The following is a 19,758-nucleotide window of genomic DNA, read 5'->3' on the forward strand; positions in this document are numbered from 1 at the left end:
GCGCCGTTAGAATGCTAGACTAGGGCGCGCATTGCCGTAGCTGCGCGGCGTAGTCCTGCGCCATCTGTTCGGTGGCGTGCGCATAGCGCTGCACGTCGGCGTCGCCGCGACTGCCGCGCTTGTAGGCATTCCAGCCGAGATAATAGGCGAGATACAGATTGTAGGTGTCGTTGCGGGCGACGCCGAGTGTGTCGGCGGTTTTCGAATGATACCAGCCGACGAAATCAACGGCATCGGCAAAGCTGGTGCGGCGCGCCGCCCAACTGCCGGTCTCGCTCTGGTATTGCGCCCAGGTGCCGTCGAGCGCCTGCGAGAAGCCGGTGGCGCTGGAGATATGTTTCCAGGGAATGAAGCCCAGCAGCTTGGTGCGCGGCGGCCTGGCATTGCTCTTGAAGCCGGATTCCTTGCGCACCGTCGCCATCAGCACGGGAACCGGCACACCGTATTTCTGCTCGGCGCGTTGTGCCGCCGCCTGCCAATTGTCGAACCAGCCGTCATTCTGGTCGAAAACGGCACAGACATCGTTGATGTGGTTCGGCGGCGTCGCGCAGGCCGAAAGCGTCAGCGGCACGGCAATCGCTACAATTTTACTAAAACTCGACCTACGCATTGAAAGAGCATTAGGCCGAAAACATAAAAGGAATCTTGCTGTCTTCCTTAACGGCTCATCGGCCGCTTGGCCGACACTGAGCAGGTATAAACATTCCGACGTTTGTTGTCGCTTTTACCGACGTGAAATTTCCGCAATGGCGCCTTGGCTAAAATCACGCCCGCAGGTGGCGGATTCTTGACAGCTCGATCTTCGTGCCGGCGCTTTGATGCGCCGCATGAGCGAACCGAGACGCAAGCGCGGCGCCGAGCGAACCAGCAACAGGGGACCGACCGCCATCCCGCAACTGCCGCTCAGGCGGGTTACAAATCCGTATCCGCCGATGGCGATGCTCTCGGCCGACCAGATCGAGGCGATCCACCAGGCGTCGATGCATATCCTGGAGAATTTCGGCATCGAGGTGATGAGCCAGCGGGCGCTGTCGCTGTTCGAGAAGGCCGGGGCCAAGGTCGATCATGCCTCGATGAACGTCCGCATCGATCGCGGCATGATCGAGGAAGCGCTGAGGACGACACAGTCCAGCTATACGCTGACGCCGCGCAATCCCGCCCATGCCGTCCACCTCGGCGGCAATACCATCAACTTCACGCTCGTCGCCGGGCCGCCGAATGTGCACGACATGGAGCGCGGCCGCCGTGCCGGCAATTTGCGCGATTATTCCGATCTCGTCCGGCTGGCGCAGCATTTCAACTGTATCCACATGCTCGGCAACCAGGTCTGCGCGCCGATGGAACTGCCGGCGAATTCCCGTCACCTCGACACCTATTTCGCCAATCTGACACTGACCGACAAAAGCTTTCACGTCTCGGCCATCGGCCGCGGCAGGGCTCTCGACGGCATCAAAATGATGGCAATCGCGCGCGGACTGACGCTTGACGAGATGCGCGACGATCCCGGCGTCACCACGATCATTTCGGTCAACTCGCCGCGCCGCTTCGACGAGATGATGGCCGAGGGGCTGATGACGATGGCCGAGTTCGGCCAGTCGGTGGCGGTAACGCCATTCACGCTGATGGGGGCGATGAGCCCGGTGACGCTTGCCGGCGCGCTCGCCCAGCAGAATGCCGAGGCGCTGTTCGGCGTGGTGCTGACGCAGCTAATCCGCCCCGGCGCGCCGGTGATGTATGGCGCCTTCACCTCCAATGTCGATATGAAATCGGGAGCGCCGGCTTTTGGCACGCCTGAAAACACCAAGGCGAATATAGCGTCCGGACAGTTGGCGCGGCGCTACAAGCTGCCTTACCGCACGACACCGGGCTCGGCTTCCAATGCCGCCGACGCGCAAGGCGCCTATGAGACGCTGATGGCGCTGTGGGGCGCGGTGCTCGGCCATGGCAATCTCGTCTACCATGCCGCCGGCTGGCAGGAGGGCGGACTGACCGCGTCGTTCGAAAAGTTCATCATCGACGTCGAGATGATCCAGCACATGATGGAGTTTTTGCGCCCGATCGAAGTCAACGAGGCCGAGCTTGCCGTCGAGGCTCTGGGTGCGGTTCCGACCGGCGGCCACTTCTTCGGCGAGCCACACACGCTGGAGCGCTACGCCACGGCCTTCTACCAGCCAATTCTGTCCAACTGGCAGAACTACGAGGCCTGGCAGGAGGCCGGTGGGCTCGACGCCACGGCGCGTGCGACGAGGCTGTGGAAGAAGGCGCTGGAGGACTATGTCGAGCCGGTGATGGAAATCTCCAGGCGCGAGGCGCTGGAGGCGTATGTGGCCAAGCGCAAGGAAGCGATCGGGCAAGGCGAGCCTTAAGCGCCGCTCTTCTTGTTCGGATTCATTCTCTTCTCCTACAGAATCGTGAAACCCAACCAACTCTTTGAAATGACGAGAATCCCATGAAATCGCATGCAAAGGTCGTGGTTATCGGCGGTGGCGTTGTCGGGTGCTCCGTGCTGTTCCATCTGGCCCGGCACGGCTGGACCGACATCGTGCTTCTGGAGCGCGATGAATTGACCTCCGGCTCGACCTGGCACGCGGCCGGCGGCATGCACACCATCAATGGCGATCCCAATGTCGCCAAGCTGCAGAAATACACAATCTCGCTCTACAAGGAGATCGAGGAACTGTCCGGCCAGGCGACCGGCGTGCATCTGACTGGCGGCGTCTTGCTGGCGGCGACCGAGGCGCGGCTCGACTGGCTGCGCGGCGTCGTCGCCAAGGGCCGCTATCTTGGCATCGACCTCGAGGAGATATCGCCTGATGAGGCTGCCGAGCTGATGCCGCTGCTCGACCCCAAGCAGTTCGTCGGCGCGGTGCGCAACAAGGAGGACGGTCATCTCGATCCATCCGGCGTCACCCACGCCTACGCCAAGGCCGCGAGGAAGCTTGGTGCCGAGGTCGAGCGTTTCACCAAGGTCGAGGACATCGTGCGGCGCGCCGACGGGTTGTGGCGTGTCATCACCAACAAGGGTGAGGTGGTGGCCGAGCATGTGGTCAACGCGGGCGGCCTGTGGGCGCGCGAGGTCGGACGAATGGTCGGGCTGGAGCTGCCGGTGCTGGCGATGGAGCACATGTACCTGATCACCGAGGACATGCCGGAAGTCGCCGCCTGGAACCAGAAGACCGGCACGGAGATCATCCATGCAGTCGATTTCGATGGCGAGCTGTATCTGCGTCAGGAGCGTGGCGGCATGCTGATGGGCACTTATGAGAAGGCGAACAAGCCATGGTCCGAGTTCCAGACGCCGTGGAATTTCGGCCACGAGCTGCTCGAACCCGACATCGACCGCATCGCACCGTCGCTGGAGGTCGGCTTCCGGCATTTCCCGGCCTTCCAGAACACCGGCATCAAGCAGATCATCAACGGGCCCTTCACCTTCGCACCAGACGGCAATCCGCTGGTCGGGCCGGTGCGCGGCCTGCCCGGGTTCTGGGTGGCCTGTGGTGTCATGGCCGGGTTCTCACAGGGCGGCGGCGTCGGGCTGGCGCTGTCGAACTGGATGATCGAGGGCGATCCCGGCGCCGATATCTGGGCAATGGATGTGTCGCGCTACGGCGACTGGGCGACGATGGCCTACACCAACGCCAAGGTGCGCGAAAACTATTCGCGGCGGTTTTCGATCCGCTTTCCGAACGAGGAGCTGCCGGCCGGACGGCCGCTCAAGACGACGCCGGTCTACGATCTGTTGTCGGCCAAGGGCGCGCAATGGGGCGTCGCCTATGGGCTGGAGGTGCCGCTGTGGTACGCGCCCGAAGGCGTCAAGGACGAATTCTCCTGGCGCCGCTCGAACGATTTCGAGCATGTCGCGAAAGAAGTGGAGACCGTTCGGCAAGGCATTGGCCTGTCGGAAATCTCGTCATTCGCCAAATACAGCGTAACCGGCGAGGGCGCTGCAGCCTGGCTCGACCGTCTGCTGGCCTGCAAGCTGCCAAGGCCCGGCCGCATGACGCTGGCGCCGATGCTGAAGGAAGACGGCAGGCTGATCGGCGATTTCACGCTGGCCAATCTCGGCAGTCTAAATTCTGCAAGCGACGATTGGTTCCTGGCCGGCTCCGGCGTCGCCGAGCAGTACCATATGCGCTGGTTCGAGGCGCATCTGCCGAAGGACGGCTCCGTCAGCATCGAGGCGCTCGGAGCAAAACTCACCGGCTTGTCGATCGCCGGGCCGAGCGCGCGGAACCTTCTTGAAAAGGTTACACGGTCGGACGTGTCGAATGCGGCCTTTCCGTTCATGGCCATCAGCAAGATGGACATCGGCATGGCGCCATGTCTGGTCGGGCGCGTCAGCTACACCGGCGATCTCGGCTACGAAATCTGGGTGGCGCCGGAATATCAGCGTGCGGCATTGCAAGCCTTGATGGCCGCGGGGGAGGAATTCGGCATCGGCCTGTTCGGCTCGCGCGCCCTCAATGCGCTGCGGCTTGAGAAGAATTACGGCTCATGGGCGCGCGAATACCGGCCGATCTACGGGCCGTTGGAAGCCGGGCTCGACCGCTTCGTCGCTTACGGCAAGCAGGCCGATTTCATCGGCAAGCAGGCGGCGCTGGCCGAGCGCAAGCAAGGCGGCAGACTGCGGCTGCGGGCCTTTGTCGTCGATACCGTCGACGCCGACGTCATCGGCGACGAGCCAATCTGGTACGGCGGTGCCGTGCGCGGTTGGGTCACGTCGGGCGGCTACGCGCATCATTCCAAGAAATCTGTCGCCATGGGCTATGTGCCGAAGGAGATCGCCGATGAGGCCGACGGTTTCGAGATCGAGGTCCTGGGCAAACGTCACGCAGCGCGCATGCAATCGGCGCCGCTATTCGACGCCAATTTCGAGCGGATGCGCGGGTGAAGACGCGCCGACGCCTCAGCTGTTGCGCCGGTTGTCGAGGGCCAGGGCACCCGGACCGGCAAACACCAGATAGAGGAAAATGAAGCAGAACGATATTGCCGCATCGCCGCCATTGTTGATGGGGAAGAAGTCGCGCGGCATGTGCGCCATGAAATAGGCGATCGCCATCTCGCCAGCCAGGAGGAAGGCGACCGGCCGGGCGAAGAGCCCAAGCGCCAAGAGAATGCCGCCCACGAATTCGAGGAGACCAGCGGTCAGCGCCAGCCCGGTCAATGTACCGGCATGGTCGCCGGCGGGAAAATTGAACAGCTTTTGCGTACCATGTTCGATGAATTGCAGTGCCGTCATGATGCGCAATGCGGCCAGAGCCTGCGGCTGATATCTGGCAAGGCCGTCGAAAAGCTTCATCTAAGACTCCATTTCACCCCCGAACCGGCCATAGATTATCGCCCGGCAGGGGACCATTCACTTCGCATGGCCCGCCATCAACAATCAGTGATGGAAATGTCCTCGTCCTTTCAATATTTTTCTCTCCAAGGTTGTATAAAAACCGCTATAGTTGTACTGAGATCCAGACACTCCAAACCATGTGAGTTCCGTTTGCCATGAGAAAAGTCGTCGTCAGCCTATTCGCCATCCTTGCAGGCACCAGCGTCGCCATGGCCGACGACGCCGGCTGTGCTGCTTTCAAATGGCCGGTGACGCGCGAGGAGGCCCCGGCGGCGCCCGCCGCGCAGTCCGGCGCTGACCTTTCGGTCGGCGAGGCTGCAGATGTGGCGTTGGCGCCGGTCGGCACGATCAGCTTCACCGTTCCGCCGGAACGCGCGCCGGCAGCCGGTACATTCGGCGCGACGGCGAGCGTGGCCGTGCCCCCGGAGGGAGAGCTCCAGATCAGCCTGTCTGATGAGGCCTGGATCGATGTCGTTCAGGACGGTAAAGCCGTGAAGTCGGCGGCTTTCAGTGGTATAAAAACCTGTCCGGGGATCCGCAAGAGCGTGCGCTTCAAGCTAGCCGCCGGCCCGGCGACCATCCAGCTCAGCGGCGCCAAGAAGCCCGATCTCAAAGTTTCCGTGCTGACGCCGGAATAGTTCTCAAAGAGCGTAAGGTTGGAGGGACAGCGCCCCTCTCTGCCGGACATCTCCCCCACGAGGGGGGAGATCGGTTTTTGCTGCCGGTTTCGCCAATCGCGACGCGACGTTGCTACCGCACCGGTGCCATTAGCGCGAAATGGGCGCCTTGTGGGTCTGTGCACTGCACGATCCAGCTGCCGCCGGGGACCTCCATCGGGCCCATCAGGATCTTGCCGCCATTGTCGGTGACGCGCTTGGCTGCCGCATCGATGCCGGGCACGTTGAAATAGAACTGCCAGACCGGCATCGGGATCTGCTCGGGCTTGTTCATTATGCCGCCAACCGGCTCGCCGCCGAAGGCGAAAAGCTGGTAAACGCCCATCGGACCCATATCCATGGCGTCGCCCTTCTCCCAGCCGAACTGGCTGGAATAGAAATCGAACGCCGTCTTCCAGTCTGACGTGTAGAGCTCATGCCAGCCGATGTTGCCGGGTGTCGTCAACGGTAGCGGCGGCTGGTCGGGGCCGCTGGGCTGCAGGAAGTTGAACATCGCGCCTTGTGGGTCGGCAACGACGGCGAAGCGGCCGACGCCAGGAATGTCGTCGGGCTCGCGGTGAACCGCGCCACCAGCCTTCTTGAGGGACGCCGTTGCGGCATCGATGTCCCTGGTGAGGATATAACCGATCCAGGCCGGTGGCATGCCCATCTTGCGCACGTCCTCGGGCAGCGTCATCAGCCCGCCGACGCCGCGCTCGCCGACATTCATGACGATATAGCGCGGCATGCCCGGGGCCCCTTCGAAAGGCTGCCCCCTCCAGCCCACCACAGAGGTGTAAAACGCCTCGGCGGCGTCGAGATCGGTGGTCATCAGCTCGTACCAGAAGAAGGGCATGGGGGACTGTGGCATTGTCGTGCTCCTTGCGGTTTGTACATCGATCATGCGCGATCCATTCTAGGACGATCTTCACGACGAAAATCCGACAGCCAACCAAAAAGATGGCGGCAAATTGGAAATGTTACCGGGTTGCGCGCCCTGCGGTTTTCGACTTTGCTTGCAGTCAACGAGGGGTTGTTGATCCATGCGCCGGATGTCGCTCACTTCCGAACTTGTCGCGCTGTGCCCTCGGGAGGAGGCTGATCCCGGCCCCGACGGCAGCTCGACGCAGCTGACCGACGAAGACTTCCGGGTCCTTGCCTCGCGTCTGCGAAGCGGACGAGGCCGCCTTGTGGGTGTTCGCTTACGGCTCGCTGATCTGGAAGCCGGCGTTCGAGTCCGTCGAACGACGACGCGCCACCGCGTTTGGCTGGCACCGGTCCTTCTGCCTCGACATGGTGCGCTGGCGCGGCAGCGTCGAGCAGCCCGGTCTGATGATGGCGCTCGAGCGGGGCGGCCGATGCATCGGCGTCATCTACCGCTTGCCGGAAGGCGAAAAACCGCTGCAGGTTGAAAGGCAGTTGCGGCGCGAGATCGACGACCGCGAGAGCATCGGTTCGGTCAGGTGGCTTCCCGTGCATACGGCCCAAGGCACAGTCAGGGCGTTGGGCTTTTGGGTCGGCGTAACCGGCAGGGGCACCTCGCTCAACCAGCCGCTGGAAAAGGTGGCGCGGATGCTGGCGAGAGCCTGCGGGCATGTCGGATCCGGTGCCGAATATCTCTACAACACCGTCAGTCACCTGGAAGAATTCGGCATTCGGGACCGCAATCTGTGGCGGCTGCAGGAACTCGTCGCGGAGGAGATCCTCTCCATCCACGGCAACACCCCTGAACGCGGTTCCGTAACTGCTTCGTGACGCACAGGGCCGTTTGGAAAACATGACTATTATTGTCATGTTTGTTGAAGCTTTTCAGTTGCTTGCGTCGAAAATTGACCAATTGATAAAAAAACAAAACGTGCTAGCCTTCCCCAAAACAAGAACATGGGGAACTGATGATGCCAGAAGGCCAGTTCAAGCAAGGCATTGCCGGCGGGCGGCTTTCGCCGGAACAATATGCCGACAATTTTGCCGACCTGCATCCACCACTCGATCATCACGAGGCGCTGGTCGAATCCGACCGCTGCTATTTCTGCTATGACGCGCCGTGCATGAATGCATGCCCGACCTCGATCGACATCCCGCTGTTTATCCGCCAGATCTCGACGGGCAATCCGATCGGCTCGGCCAAGACGATTTTCGACCAGAACATTTTGGGCGGTATGTGCGCGCGCGTCTGCCCGACCGAGACGCTGTGCGAAGAAGTCTGCGTGCGCGAGGTGGCCGAAGGCAAGCCGGTGCAGATTGGTCGCCTTCAGCGCTACGCCACCGATGTCGCCATGGCCGAAAACAAGCAGTTCTACAAGCGCCCCGAACCGACCGGCAAGACGGTCGCCGTGGTCGGCGCAGGACCGGCGGGGCTTGCGGCCGCTCATCGGCTCGCCCGTCATGGCCATGATGTGACCATTCTGGAAGCCCGCCCGAAGGCCGGCGGCCTCAATGAATACGGTATCGCCGCATATAAAAGCGTCGACAATTTCGCCCAGGCCGAGGTCGACTATATCACGTCGATCGGCGGCATCGACATCCAGAACGGCAAGGCGCTCGGCCGTGATTACCAGCTATCGGACCTGACCAGGAATTACGATGCGGTGTTCCTCGGCATGGGGCTTGCCGGCGTCAACGCCTTGCGAGCGGATGGCGAGGAGGCGCAAGGCGTCACCAATGCTGTCGAGTTCATTGCCGAGCTTCGTCAGGCCGGTGATCTGGCCAGCCTGCCGGTCGGCCGGCGTGTTGTCGTCATCGGCGGCGGCATGACGGCGATCGACGCGGCGGTGCAATCGAAGCTGCTCGGAGCCGAAGAGGTGACGATCTGCTATCGGCGCGGCCCGGAGCACATGAACGCCTCCGAATTCGAGCAGGATCTGGCTGCCGCCAACGGCGTCATCATCCGGCACTGGTTGCAGCCGAAGCGGGTCATTGCCGATGGCGGCAAGGTGTCGGCGATCGAGCTCGAATACACCGCGATGGACGGCGACCGGCTCGTCGGCGCCGGCGAGCGGCTGACGCTAATCGCCGACCAGGTGTTCAAGGCAATCGGCCAGAGCTTTGTCCCGGCTGCGCTCAACGGCAGCGGTGCGGAGATCGCGCTGGAAGCCGGCCGCATCAAGGTCGACGCCGAAGGCCGCACGTCGCTGCCAAACGTCTGGGCCGGCGGCGACTGCATCTTTGGCGGCGACGACCTGACAGTCTCGGCCGTCGCGCAAGGCCGCGATGCTGCGGAGAGCATTCATCGGGCACTGACCTCGAACGGGAGGGCATGAGCATGGCAGACATCCGCAACAATTTCGTCGGCATCAAATCGCCGAACCCGTTCTGGCTGGCCTCGGCGCCGCCGACCGACAAGGCCTACAACGTCATACGCGCCTTCAAGGCAGGGTGGGGCGGGGTGGTCTGGAAGACACTCGGCGAAGAAGGCCCGCCGGTCGTCAACGTCAACGGGCCACGCTATGGTGCGATCTGGGGCGCCGATCGCCGCCTGCTTGGCCTGAACAATATCGAGTTGATCACCGACCGCGACCTGCAGGTCAATTTGCGCGAGATCAAGCGGGTCAAGATGGACTGGCCCGACCGGGCAATCGTCGTCTCGCTGATGGTGCCGTGCGAGGAGCATGCCTGGAAGGCGATCCTGCCGGTGGTCGAGGAGACCGGCGCCGACGGCATCGAGCTCAATTTCGGCTGCCCGCACGGCATGTCGGAACGCGGCATGGGTGCCGCCGTCGGCCAGGTGCCGGAATACATCGAAATGGTGGTGCGCTGGTGCAAGGCCAACACCCGCATGCCGGTGATCACCAAGCTGACGCCCAACATCACCGACATACGCAAGCCGGCACGCGCTGCCCTTGCCGGCGGCACCGATGCGGTGTCGCTGATCAACACCATCAATTCGATCACCGGCGTCAATCTCGATAGTTTCGCACCGGAGCCGACGATCGACGGCAAGGGTTCACATGGCGGCTATTGCGGCCCGGCGGTGAAGCCGATCGCGATGAACATGGTGGCCGAGATCGCGCGCGATCCGGAAACGAAAGGCCTGCCGATCTCCGGTATCGGCGGCATCACCACCTGGCGTGACGCCGCCGAATTCATGGCGCTCGGCGCCGGCAATGTGCAGGTGTGCACTGCGGCGATGACCTATGGCTTCAAGATCGTGCAGGAGATGATCGCCGGCCTGGAAAACTGGATGGACGAGAAGGGCCATGCCTCGCTCGACGACATCATCGGCCGCGCGACGCCCAACGTCACCGACTGGCAGTATCTCAACCTCAACTACATCGCCAAGGCGCATATCGACCAGGACGCCTGCATCAAATGCGGCCGCTGCCACATCGCTTGCGAGGACACCTCGCACCAGGCGATCACCAGCATGGTCGACGGCGTCAGGCATTTCGAGGTGATCGAGGCCGAATGCGTCGGCTGCAATCTCTGCGTCAATGTCTGTCCGGTCGAGAACTGCATCACCATGGAGCCTTTGGCGGTCGGCGTGATGGATCAGCGCACCGGCAAGCCGGTATCGCCGATCTATGCCAACTGGACGACGCACCCGAACAATCCGATGGCCAAGGTGGCGGCGGAATAGCATTGCGAAAAAAGCGGCGTTCACGGGCGCCGCTTTTTAATTTTCCTATTGCGGATAAAAACTATCCACGATAATCTATATCCATGAACAGGAGAGCGAAATGAAGCTGGGCGAAGGCGTGGAAGCAGCCATCCATTGCGCCGCGATGCTTGCCGGTATCGAAGGCGCGGCGACCATGCCGGGCGCTGCCATGGCCGAAGCGTTCGGGCTGTCGCCGAGCTATCTGCTTAAGCATCTCAACGCGCTGACAGCGTCGGGCATTCTGGAATCGGTGCCGGGGCCGTCGGGCGGCTACCGGCTGGCGCGGCCGGCGGAACGCATAACGCTGCTCGACATCGTGCTGGCCGTCGAAGGGCGCGAACCGGCCTTCCGCTGTGGCGAAATCCGCCAGCGCGGCCCGGCGAAGCTCGATGCCTCGGTCTATGTCAAACCTTGCGGCATCAACGTGGCCATGCTGAAGGCCGAGCGTGCCTATCGCGCCGCGCTCGCCGACGCCCGGCTGTCCGACATCGTTGCTGAATACACGACCGATGCCGATCCCCGTTCGGTCGCCGCCAACTGCGCCTTCGTCGAGCGCCACCAGCGATCGCAGAAATCAAGTTCAACCAAGCAAGCATGAAAGGCTACAGAAGATGAAACAGAGGCTGCAATTTTTCGGCGCGGCGCCGGAGATCATGAAGGCGGTGTCGGCGCTCAACAAGGCAGTCGACGAATGCGGGCTCGAAAAAAGCCTGTTGCATCTGATCAAGCTCAGGGCGTCGCAGATCAACGGCTGCTCGTATTGCGTCGAGATGCACAGCCGCGAAGCGCGCCGCGACGGCGAAAGCGAGCAGCGGCTCTATCTGATCTCCGCCTGGAAGGAATCGCCGCTGTTTTCAGAGCGCGAACGCGCAGCCTTCGCCTGGACCGACGCGCTGACCAGGATCGCCGACAACGGTGTGTCGGACGAACTCTATGCAAGGACGCTCAAATATTTCTCGGAGGAAGAGTTGGTCAAGCTGTCGGTTGCGCTCGGCATGATCAACACCTGGAACCGGCTTTGCGTTCCGTTCCATGCAATCCATCCGATGCCAGCGGCCTTGGCCGCGTGAGCATGGACCAGGCGCGCGGCCTTGCGCCGCGCGCCTCTTTTCTGCCCAAGGACCCGACAGCATGTTTTCAAACTTTGATAGTGAGATACTATTCGCCGCCCGCTTGCTGCTTGGCGGCGCCTTTGTCTTTGCCGGCCTGCGCAACGTTCAGAACGCGGCATTGGTGAGCCAATTGATGACGACGCGCGGCGTGCCGCAGGCACGGCTGGTGCTGTGGCTGGGGATCGTCCTGCAGATGGTCGCCGGAGCACTGGTGATTGTGGGCATCTGGACCGCTGCCGCCGCTCTGTGCCTGATCCTATTCCTGATCGTCGCCACGCCGATGTTCCATAACTTCTGGGATCATCAAGGCCCGGAGCGCGCGTCCCGCATCAACGGTTTTGTCGGCAACGTCGCGCTGACCGGAGGATTTCTGGCGCTGATCGCGCAGTCGCTTTGACAGCGATCATCGCGTCGAGGTAGCCGCGTTACGCCGCATACCGCAAGCCGCCATCACAGGTCAGGACCTGGCCGGTGACGAAGCTGTTCGAAACCAGGAACGCAATCGCCTCGGCGACGTCCTCGGCTCGGCCGATACGGCCGACCGGCGTCTTGCCGGCATACTCGGCAAACACCGCCTGCCGCTGATCGTTGGGCAGGAAATCCCACCATGGCGTGTCGATGACACCCGGTGCCACGACATTGACGCGTAACGGCTTCAGCTCCATCGCCAGGATCGGCACCACGGTCAGCAGCATGCCGTTGACGGCGGCGATGCCGGCGACACCCGGCGCCGACAATTGCGCCGACACCGCCGAGATGAAAGTCACCGAACCGCTCTTGTTCAGCGTCGGCAAGGCGGCCTGCAGGCAGGAGAGCTGTGGCCGGACCTTCTCGTCGACGCCGCCGCCGATGTCGGTCAGGTCAAGCGTTTCGAACGGGCCGAGCCCCTTGCCGCCGCTGGCGGCCAGCACCAGGTGATCGAAAGGGCCGAGATCGCTGAAGAACCGGCGAACCTCGTCCGGCTTCGCGGCATCGAAGGCAGCTCTTTCGACCGCGCCGCCAAGGCTGTGCCATGCGTTGTCGAGCCTTTCCCGGTTGCGCCCGGTGATCGTCACCTTCATGCCCGGGCCGAGCAGCTTTTTCGCGGTGGCGAGGCCGATGCCGGAGGAGCCGCCGACGACCACGGTGTGACTGGTTTTCTCGATCATGAATTTTCTTTCTTCGATGTTGCGGAAGCGGGTGCGAGCCCGACAAGGCCGAAGCTCAATTCGCGCAACTGCTGGCTCGCCTTAGCGTCATAGGCTTGCGCATCGGCGCGGGATTCTCTTTGGCCGTCGAAATAGAGGCCGCTTCGCCCTTCCAGCGCCGGCGACGTCGCGAGGTTGATGATGGCTTCGGCGCCGGTTTCGACCGAGCTCCACGGCGTGATGCCCGCCTGCCGCACCATCGTGGTATTCATGTAGCTTGCCGGATGCAGGCTGTTGACGGTCACATTGGTGCCGTTCAGCTGCTCCGCCAGATCGATGGTGAACATGATCTGCGCCAGCTTGCTCTGGCAGTAGGCACGGACGCCGTCATAGGAGCGGGTCAGCATGACGTCGTCGAAATCGATCGCCTGCTGGCCGGCCGAGGCGACGTTGACGATGCGCGCCGGCGCGCTGGCCTTGAGCAGCGGCAGCAGCTCCGTGGTGAGCAGGAAGCCGGCGAGATAATTGACGGCAAAGCGCAGTTCGTAGCCGTCGGCGCTGACCTGTCGTTTTGCGTTTGGGCCGGCGGTGCCGACGCCGGCATTGTTGATGAGGATGTCGAGCCGCTTGGTCCTTGCGCGCACGGCCTCGGCGAGGCGGCGGACTTCCGCCAGGGAGGAGAGGTCGGCGACCAGCAGCTCGGCCTTGCCGCCGGCGGCTTCGATTTCGGCCACGGTCGCCTTGCCCCTTGTCGCGTCGCGGCCATGCAACAGGATGCGGGCGCCGCCGGCGCCGAGCCTTTGCGCGACGACGCGGCCGACGCCGTCGGTCGACCCTGTGATGAGGATTGTCTTGTCTTTCAGTTCCATGTTCAGAGCCTCCGTCTCATCGCTCTGAGCGGAAAGATGGGGCACCAGCCACTTGCCAAACAGTTCAAACTTTATCCTGGTATCGGTACTGCTATAATAGTGGCTATGGATTCCACCACGCATTCCGCCGAAGACAGCCGCCGCCGCGAGCTTGGCGCTTTCCTGCGCTCGCGGCGCGAAAGGCTGACGCCTTCGGCCATCGGCATCACGACGGGGTTGCGCCGGCGCACGCCCGGGCTGCGGCGCGAGGAGGTGGCGATGATCGCCGGCGTCGGCACAACCTGGTACACCTGGCTGGAGCAAGGCCGTGACGTCAGGCCGTCGGTGGAAGTGCTGACCGCGCTCAGCCAGGCGCTGCGCCTCGACGCGGCCGAGAAACGGCATCTGTTCATCCTTGCCGGCCGCCCGCAGCCGGAGCGTCGCGTCGACGCGCCGGAAAAGGTCGATAGCCCGTTGCTGCACATGCTGCAGAGCCTGGTCCTGCAGCCGGCCTATGTCCTCGGGCGGCGCTGGGACGTGCTGGCCTGGAACTCTGCCGCGGCAGCCGTGTTCGGCGACTATGGCCTGCTGGAGGACGATGCCCGCAACATCGTCCATATGGTTTTCACCAGCCCGCAGCACCGGCGCCTGCTCGTCGACTGGGAGGAACTGGCGCGTGCCGTGCTGGCGTCATTCCGGGCAGAAAGCGCCAGATATGTCGGCGATCCGGATTTCGAGCGGCTGATCGCGCTGATGACGCGCTCGAGCCCGGAGTTTCGCGCCTGGTGGCCGCTACGCGACGTCGCCCGCAACCTATCGGGTGTGAAGCATGTCAGGCATCCGATAGCGGGCGCCATGGCTTTCGAGCATATGAGCCTGTCGATCGACGACGGCTCGGACATGAAGCTGATCGTCTACACGCCGCTCGCCGAGCAGAACTCGATCGCCAAGCTCGAACAACTGCTGGAGACGCTTCCGGCCGAGCGGCGCAGCGCGTGATGCCCATCGCTTCGCTGAAGCCTCAGCCCTTCGGCTTCAGCCCGTCGATGAACAGCTGCTCGAGAAATCTTGCGGCATCCTCGAAGCGGCCATCGCCGCCGCGGTCGGGGCCGAGCACGGCGCGGACCTGGACGTCGAAATCGGCGTAATGCTGCGTCGTCGCCCAGATCGAGAAGATCAAGTGCCAGGGGTCGGTGCGGGCAATCTTGCCGGCGCGCATCCAGCCCTTGATGACATTGGCTTTCTCGTCGACCAGCGTCTTCAACTCGCCCTCCAGCATCGGCATGATGCGCGGCGCGCCCTGCAAGATCTCGTTGGCGAACAACCGGCTCTCGCGCGGGAAATCGCGCGCCATTTCGAGCTTGCGCCTGATATAGCTGCGCAGTTCGGTCAAGGGATCGCCGATGTCGTCGAGTTCGCGCAGCGGCGCCAGCCAGGTGTCGAGAAGCCGCTGCATCAGCGTCTCGTGGATGTCCTCCTTGCGGCGGAAATAATAGAGCAGGTTCGGCTTCGACATGCCGGCGGCTTCGGCGATCTGATCGATGGTCGAGCCGCGAAAACCGTTGGTGGAGAAGACTTCGAGCGCCGCCTCGAGAATGAGCTCGCGCTTTTCCAGCTGGATGCGGGTGCGGCGAGGAGCGGAGCTTTCGACCGCTCCCGTCACCTCGAAAAACCTTCGCTGCGAGGAGCGTCTGGACCAATTCTCTGGACCAGTTTTTCTCCGCCCTGTGGAGCGCACTTCGAAAGCCGCATTTCCGCTAGTAATCCCTTGACCGCTGATAAGGCGGTGCTAACGTTTGTCCAACCGGTCAAAAATTTGCGTAGCACGAAAACACAGCAAAGACCAAGTGTTGGAAAGACCAGGCGTTAGCCGCACCGAAACAGGTTACAAGGGGAAGTCTTGGTCATGTCCAACCGGCTGAAAGTCACGCCGAACGATCTCAGTGCATTCTGGATGCCGTTCACGGCAAACCGGCAGTTCAAGCAGGCGCCGCGCATGATGGTGTCGGCCAAGGACATGCATTACACGACCAGCGACGGGCGCAAGGTTCTCGACGGCACCGCCGGCCTGTGGTGCGTCAATGCCGGCCACTGCCGCCCGAAGATCACTGAGGCGATCCAGAGCCAGGCGGCCGAGCTCGACTATGCGCCGGCGTTCCAGATGGGCCACCCGATCGTGTTCGAGCTGGCGAACCGGCTGGTCGATATCGCGCCGAAGGGCATGGACCATGTGTTCTTCACCAATTCCGGATCGGAATCGGTCGAGACCGCGCTGAAGATGGCGATCGCCTATCACCGCGTAAAAGGCGAGGGTTCGCGCACCCGTCTGATCGGCCGCGAGCGCGGCTATCACGGCGTCAATTTCGGCGGCATCTCGGTCGGCGGCATCGTCACCAACCGCAAGATGTTCGGCACGCTGCTCGGCGGCGTCGATCACATGCCACACACGCATCTGCCGGAAAAGAACTCCTTCACCAAGGGCGTGCCCGAGCATGGCGCGGAACTGGCCAACGAGTTGGAGCGTATCGTTGCCCTGCACGACGCCTCGACCATCGCCGCCGTCATCGTCGAGCCGGTTGCCGGTTCCACCGGCGTCATCCTGCCGCCGAAGGGCTATTTGCAGAAGCTTCGCGAGATCTGCACCAAGCACGGCATCTTGCTGATTTTCGATGAGGTCATCACCGGTTTCGGCCGTCTCGGCACGCCGTTTGCCGCCGACTATTTCGGCGTCACGCCGGATATCATGACCACCGCCAAAGGCGTCTCGAACGGCGTCATCCCGATGGGCGCGGTGTTCGTGAAGAAGGAAATCCACGACGCCTTCATGACCGGCCCCGAGCACATGATCGAGTTCTTCCACGGCTACACCTATTCGGGCAATCCGATCGCCTGCGCGGCGGCGCTGGGCACGCTCGACACCTACAAGGAAGAGGGGCTGCTGACGCGCGGTGAGGAACTGGCGCCGTACTGGGAGGACGCGCTGCACTCGCTGAAGGGCGAGCCGAACGTCATCGATATCCGCAATATCGGCCTGATCGGCGCAATCGAGCTGGCGCCGATCGCCGGCCAGCCGACGAAACGCGCCTTCTCGGCTTTTGTGAAGGCTTTCGAAGGCGGTGCGTTGATCCGTACGACCGGCGACATCATCGCGCTGTCGCCGCCGCTGATCATCACCAAGGGCCAGATCAACGAATTGATCGACCACGTGCGCGAAGTGCTGAGGGCGGTGGACTAGATACTCCCCAACATGTAGGGGCGACGACGGGAACCGTCGTCCTAATATGTGAGTAAATGAGAGGAACTTGAATGGCCGCCCCCGGCGAGAATCTGCGAATCAATTCAGACCGTTTGTGGGATTCGATAATGGAGATGGCGAAGATCGGCCCCGGCATCGCCGGCGGCAACAATCGCCAGACCGTTACCGACGAGGACGGCGAAGGGCGGCATCTGTTCAAGCGCTGGTGCGATGAGGCGGGGCTCGAAATGGGCGTCGACGAGATGGGCACGATGTTTGCCCGCCGCGAAGGCACCGACCCCAGCCTGCCGCCGGTCTATGTCGGCAGCCATCTCGATACGCAGCCGACCGGCGGCAAGTATGATGGCGTGCTCGGTGTGCTAGGCGGGCTGGAGGTCGTGCGCTCGCTCAACGATCTCGGCATCAAGACAAAGCACCCGATCGTGGTCACCAACTGGACCAATGAGGAAGGCGCGCGCTTTGCGCCGGCCATGATGGCGTCTGGCGTTTTCGCCGGCGTGCTCGATCAGGCCGACGTTTATTCGCATGTCGACAAGGACGGCAAGAAATTTGGCGAGGAGCTCGAACGGATCGGCTGGAAGGGCACCGAGAAAGTCGGTGAGCGCAAGATCCACGCCTTCTTCGAATTGCATATCGAGCAGGGCCCGATCCTCGAGGATGAGGGCATCGACATCGGTGTCGTCACCCATGGCCAGGGACTCAAATGGCTGCAGGTGACGCTGACCGGCAAGGAGGCGCATACCGGCTCGACGCCGATGCCGAAGCGGCGCAATGCCGGGCTCGGCATGGCGCGGGTGATCGAATTGGTGCACGAGATCGCCATGGACTACCAACCCGACGCGGTCGGCGCGGTCGGCCATATGGAGGTCTATCCGAACTCGCGCAACATCATTGCCGGGCGCACCGTCTTCACCATCGACATCCGCTCGCCGGAAAAGGAGGTGCTGGACGCCATGGACGGCCGCATCCGCGAAGGCATCGACACGATCTGCGACGCGCTCGACATCAAATATCAAATCGATCAGGTCGGCCATTTCGACCCGGTCACCTTCGACCCGGGCTGCGTCAAGGCTGTGCGGGGTGCGGCGGAGCGCTTGGGTTATACGCATCGCAACATCGTCTCCGGCGCCGGCCATGACGCCTGCTGGATCAACCGCGTTGCACCCACCGCAATGGTGATGTGCCCCTGTGTCGACGGTCTCAGCCACAACGAGGCCGAGGAAATCACCAAGGAATGGGCAGCGGCCGGCGCCGACGTGCTGTTCCACGCGGTGGTGGACACGGCGGTGATTGTCGAATGATGGGATAGCTGCTGCCTCGCAACGCCGCTCACAAGAAGCGCGACAAGAACAAGGGAACAAAAAAATGTCCAAAGTCGTCAAAAACGGCACCATTGTCACCGCCGACCGGACGTGGAAGGCCGATGTGCTGTTCAGGCACGGCAAGATCGTCGGCATCGGGCCGGACCTGCATGGCGACCATGAGTTCGACGCCAGCGGCTGCTATGTGATGCCGGGCGGCATCGACCCGCATACCCATCTCGAAATGCCGTTCATGGGCACCTATTCGGCCGACGATTTCGAATCCGGCACGCGAGCAGCGCTTGCCGGCGGCACGACGATGGTCGTCGATTTCTGCCTGCCGGCGCCGCAGCAATCGCTGCTCGAGGCCCTGCAGATGTGGGACAACAAGACTTCGAAGGCGTCCTGCGATTATTCCTTCCACATGGCGATCACCTGGTGGGGCAAGCAGGTGTTCGACGACATGGCCACCGTCGTCGACAGGGGCATTACCTCGTTCAAGCATTTCATGGCCTACAAGGGCGCGCTGATGGTCGACGACGACGAATTGTATTCGTCGTTCCAGCGCTGCGCCGATCTTGGCGCGCTGCCGCTGGTCCATGCCGAGAATGGCGACGTGGTGGCGGCGCTATCGCAGAAGCTGCTGGCGGCGGGCAACAGCGGCCCGGAGGGACACGCCTATTCGCGGCCGCCGGAAGTCGAAGGCGAGGCGACCAACCGCGCCATCATGATCGCCGACATGGCCGGCGTGCCGCTCTATGTCGTGCATGTCTCCTGCGAGCAAGCGCACGAGGCCATTCGCCGGGCGCGGCAGAAAGGCATGCGGGTGTTCGGCGAGCCGCTGATCCAGCACCTGACGCTGGATGAGAGCGAATATTTCAACAAGGACTGGGATCATGCGGCGCGGCGTGTCATGAGCCCGCCCTTCCGCAACAAATGGCACCAGGATTCGCTGTGGGCCGGCCTACAGGCCGGCTCGCTGCAAGTGGTGGCGACCGACCATTGTGCCTTCACCACCAAACAGAAGCGCAACGGCGTCGGCGACTTCACCAAGATCCCGAACGGCACGGGCGGGCTCGAGGATCGTTTGCCGGTGCTGTGGACGACCGGCGTCAAAACTGGCCGGCTGACGATGAACGAGTTCGTCGCGGTGACCTCGACCAACATCGCCAAGATCCTCAACATGTACCCGAAAAAGGGCGCCATCGTTGAAGGCGCGGACGCCGACATCCTCGTATGGGACCCCAAGCGCAAGAAGAAGATCACGGCCAAGAAGCAACAGTCGGTGATCGACTACAACGTCTTCGAAGGTTTTGAGGTAACCGGCCTGCCGCGCTTCGTCTTCTCGCGCGGCGAACTGTCGATCGAGGAAAACGAAGTCAAGGCAAAGCCCGGCCATGGGGAGTTCGTCGCTCGCGAAGCGAACGCAGCGGTCAACCGGGCACTGTCGACCTGGAAGGAGATTTCCGCGCCGCGTAAGGTGGAACGGACGGGCATCCCGGCGACGGGCGTTTGAGCTT

At 62.7% G+C, this 19,758-nt stretch carries 18 protein-coding genes and 1 pseudogene; 13 read left to right on the plus strand and 6 right to left on the minus strand.

What is annotated here, in order from left to right; translation table 11 throughout:
* Positions 1-19 precede the first annotated feature (19 nt).
* Complete coding sequence (locus RQ479_RS01715; RefSeq protein WP_376703894.1) at positions 20-610, minus strand: transglycosylase SLT domain-containing protein; 591 nt, start codon at positions 608-610, stop codon at positions 20-22.
* A gap of 217 nt (positions 611-827) precedes the next feature.
* On the opposite strand from RQ479_RS01715, the gene RQ479_RS01720 reads away from it, so the two are divergent.
* Positions 828-2,366, plus strand: a complete 1,539-nt coding sequence (locus RQ479_RS01720) for a trimethylamine methyltransferase family protein (protein WP_376703895.1) — start codon at positions 828-830, stop codon at positions 2,364-2,366.
* An 83-nt stretch (positions 2,367-2,449) separates the two neighbouring features.
* Entirely contained in the window at positions 2,450-4,891 is a 2,442-nt protein-coding gene (locus RQ479_RS01725) for an FAD-dependent oxidoreductase (RefSeq protein WP_376703896.1), read from the plus strand.
* A gap of 15 nt (positions 4,892-4,906) precedes the next feature.
* Here RQ479_RS01725 and RQ479_RS01730 read toward each other — a convergent pair whose 3' ends face one another.
* Complete coding sequence (locus RQ479_RS01730) at positions 4,907-5,299, minus strand: DoxX family protein (protein WP_376703897.1); 393 nt, start codon at positions 5,297-5,299, stop codon at positions 4,907-4,909.
* A 197-nt stretch (positions 5,300-5,496) separates the two neighbouring features.
* Here RQ479_RS01730 and RQ479_RS01735 point away from each other — a divergent pair, with 197 nt between their 5' ends.
* Complete coding sequence (locus tag RQ479_RS01735) at positions 5,497-5,979, plus strand: hypothetical protein (protein ID WP_376703899.1); 483 nt, start codon at positions 5,497-5,499, stop codon at positions 5,977-5,979.
* Between the two features lie 112 nt (positions 5,980-6,091).
* On the opposite strand, the gene RQ479_RS01740 is transcribed toward RQ479_RS01735, so the two are convergent.
* Complete coding sequence (locus tag RQ479_RS01740; protein WP_376703900.1) at positions 6,092-6,868, minus strand: VOC family protein; 777 nt, start codon at positions 6,866-6,868, stop codon at positions 6,092-6,094.
* A 172-nt stretch (positions 6,869-7,040) separates the two neighbouring features.
* On the opposite strand from RQ479_RS01740, the pseudogene RQ479_RS01745 reads away from it, so the two are divergent.
* The 6 genes and pseudogenes from RQ479_RS01745 to RQ479_RS01770 all read left to right on the plus strand — a co-directional run bounded on the left by RQ479_RS01745 (position 7,041) and on the right by RQ479_RS01770 (position 12,103).
* Positions 7,041-7,752: pseudogene (locus RQ479_RS01745) on the plus strand (gamma-glutamylcyclotransferase).
* Positions 7,753-7,892: 140 nt separating this feature from the next.
* Entirely contained in the window at positions 7,893-9,257 is a 1,365-nt protein-coding gene (locus RQ479_RS01750) for an NAD(P)-dependent oxidoreductase (protein WP_376706077.1), read from the plus strand.
* Positions 9,258-9,259: 2 nt separating this feature from the next.
* Entirely contained in the window at positions 9,260-10,573 is a 1,314-nt protein-coding gene (gene preA, locus RQ479_RS01755; RefSeq protein ID WP_376703901.1) for an NAD-dependent dihydropyrimidine dehydrogenase subunit PreA, read from the plus strand.
* A gap of 100 nt (positions 10,574-10,673) precedes the next feature.
* Positions 10,674-11,192 (plus strand): RrF2 family transcriptional regulator, encoded by a 519-nt coding sequence (locus tag RQ479_RS01760; RefSeq protein ID WP_376703902.1) that lies wholly within the window; start codon positions 10,674-10,676, stop codon positions 11,190-11,192.
* Positions 11,193-11,205: 13 nt separating this feature from the next.
* Positions 11,206-11,664 carry a carboxymuconolactone decarboxylase family protein gene (locus tag RQ479_RS01765; protein WP_376703903.1) on the plus strand — a complete coding sequence of 153 codons (459 nt, stop codon included), beginning with the start codon at positions 11,206-11,208 and terminating at the stop codon, positions 11,662-11,664.
* A gap of 61 nt (positions 11,665-11,725) precedes the next feature.
* The gene (locus tag RQ479_RS01770; protein ID WP_376703904.1) at positions 11,726-12,103 is read left to right on the plus strand and encodes a DoxX family protein; all 378 of its coding nucleotides are present in this window, start codon (positions 11,726-11,728) and stop codon (positions 12,101-12,103) included.
* 28 nt (positions 12,104-12,131) lie between these two features.
* Here the strand turns inward: RQ479_RS01770 and RQ479_RS01775 are convergent, their stop codons facing one another.
* On the minus strand, positions 12,132-12,854 hold the full coding sequence (locus RQ479_RS01775) for an SDR family oxidoreductase (RefSeq protein WP_352716893.1): 723 nt from the start codon (positions 12,852-12,854) through the stop codon (positions 12,132-12,134).
* Positions 12,851-13,702 (minus strand): SDR family oxidoreductase, encoded by an 852-nt coding sequence (locus RQ479_RS01780; protein WP_376703905.1) that lies wholly within the window; start codon positions 13,700-13,702, stop codon positions 12,851-12,853. The genes RQ479_RS01775 and RQ479_RS01780 overlap by 4 nt, the downstream gene beginning before the upstream one ends.
* Before the next feature lie 105 nt (positions 13,703-13,807).
* Here RQ479_RS01780 and RQ479_RS01785 point away from each other — a divergent pair, with 105 nt between their 5' ends.
* Positions 13,808-14,680, plus strand: coding sequence for a helix-turn-helix transcriptional regulator (locus RQ479_RS01785; RefSeq protein ID WP_376703906.1), 873 nt, complete (start codon positions 13,808-13,810; stop codon positions 14,678-14,680).
* Between the two features lie 22 nt (positions 14,681-14,702).
* Here RQ479_RS01785 and RQ479_RS01790 read toward each other — a convergent pair whose 3' ends face one another.
* On the minus strand, positions 14,703-15,344 hold the full coding sequence (locus tag RQ479_RS01790) for a TetR family transcriptional regulator C-terminal domain-containing protein (RefSeq protein WP_254819042.1): 642 nt from the start codon (positions 15,342-15,344) through the stop codon (positions 14,703-14,705).
* 243 nt (positions 15,345-15,587) lie between these two features.
* Between RQ479_RS01790 and RQ479_RS01795 the strand changes: the two genes are divergently transcribed.
* The 3 genes from RQ479_RS01795 (at position 15,588) to hydA (ending at position 19,754) form a co-directional block, all read left to right on the plus strand.
* Positions 15,588-16,916, plus strand: a complete 1,329-nt coding sequence (locus RQ479_RS01795) for an aspartate aminotransferase family protein (RefSeq protein WP_376703907.1) — start codon at positions 15,588-15,590, stop codon at positions 16,914-16,916.
* 71 nt (positions 16,917-16,987) lie between these two features.
* Positions 16,988-18,238, plus strand: a complete 1,251-nt coding sequence (locus tag RQ479_RS01800; protein WP_376703908.1) for a Zn-dependent hydrolase — start codon at positions 16,988-16,990, stop codon at positions 18,236-18,238.
* Between the two features lie 64 nt (positions 18,239-18,302).
* Complete coding sequence (gene hydA, locus RQ479_RS01805; protein ID WP_376703909.1) at positions 18,303-19,754, plus strand: dihydropyrimidinase; 1,452 nt, start codon at positions 18,303-18,305, stop codon at positions 19,752-19,754.
* Positions 19,755-19,758: the final 4 nt, after the last annotated feature.

Source organism: Mesorhizobium sp. ISC25 (genome assembly GCF_042295465.1).
GTDB lineage: Bacteria > Pseudomonadota > Alphaproteobacteria > Rhizobiales > Rhizobiaceae > Mesorhizobium.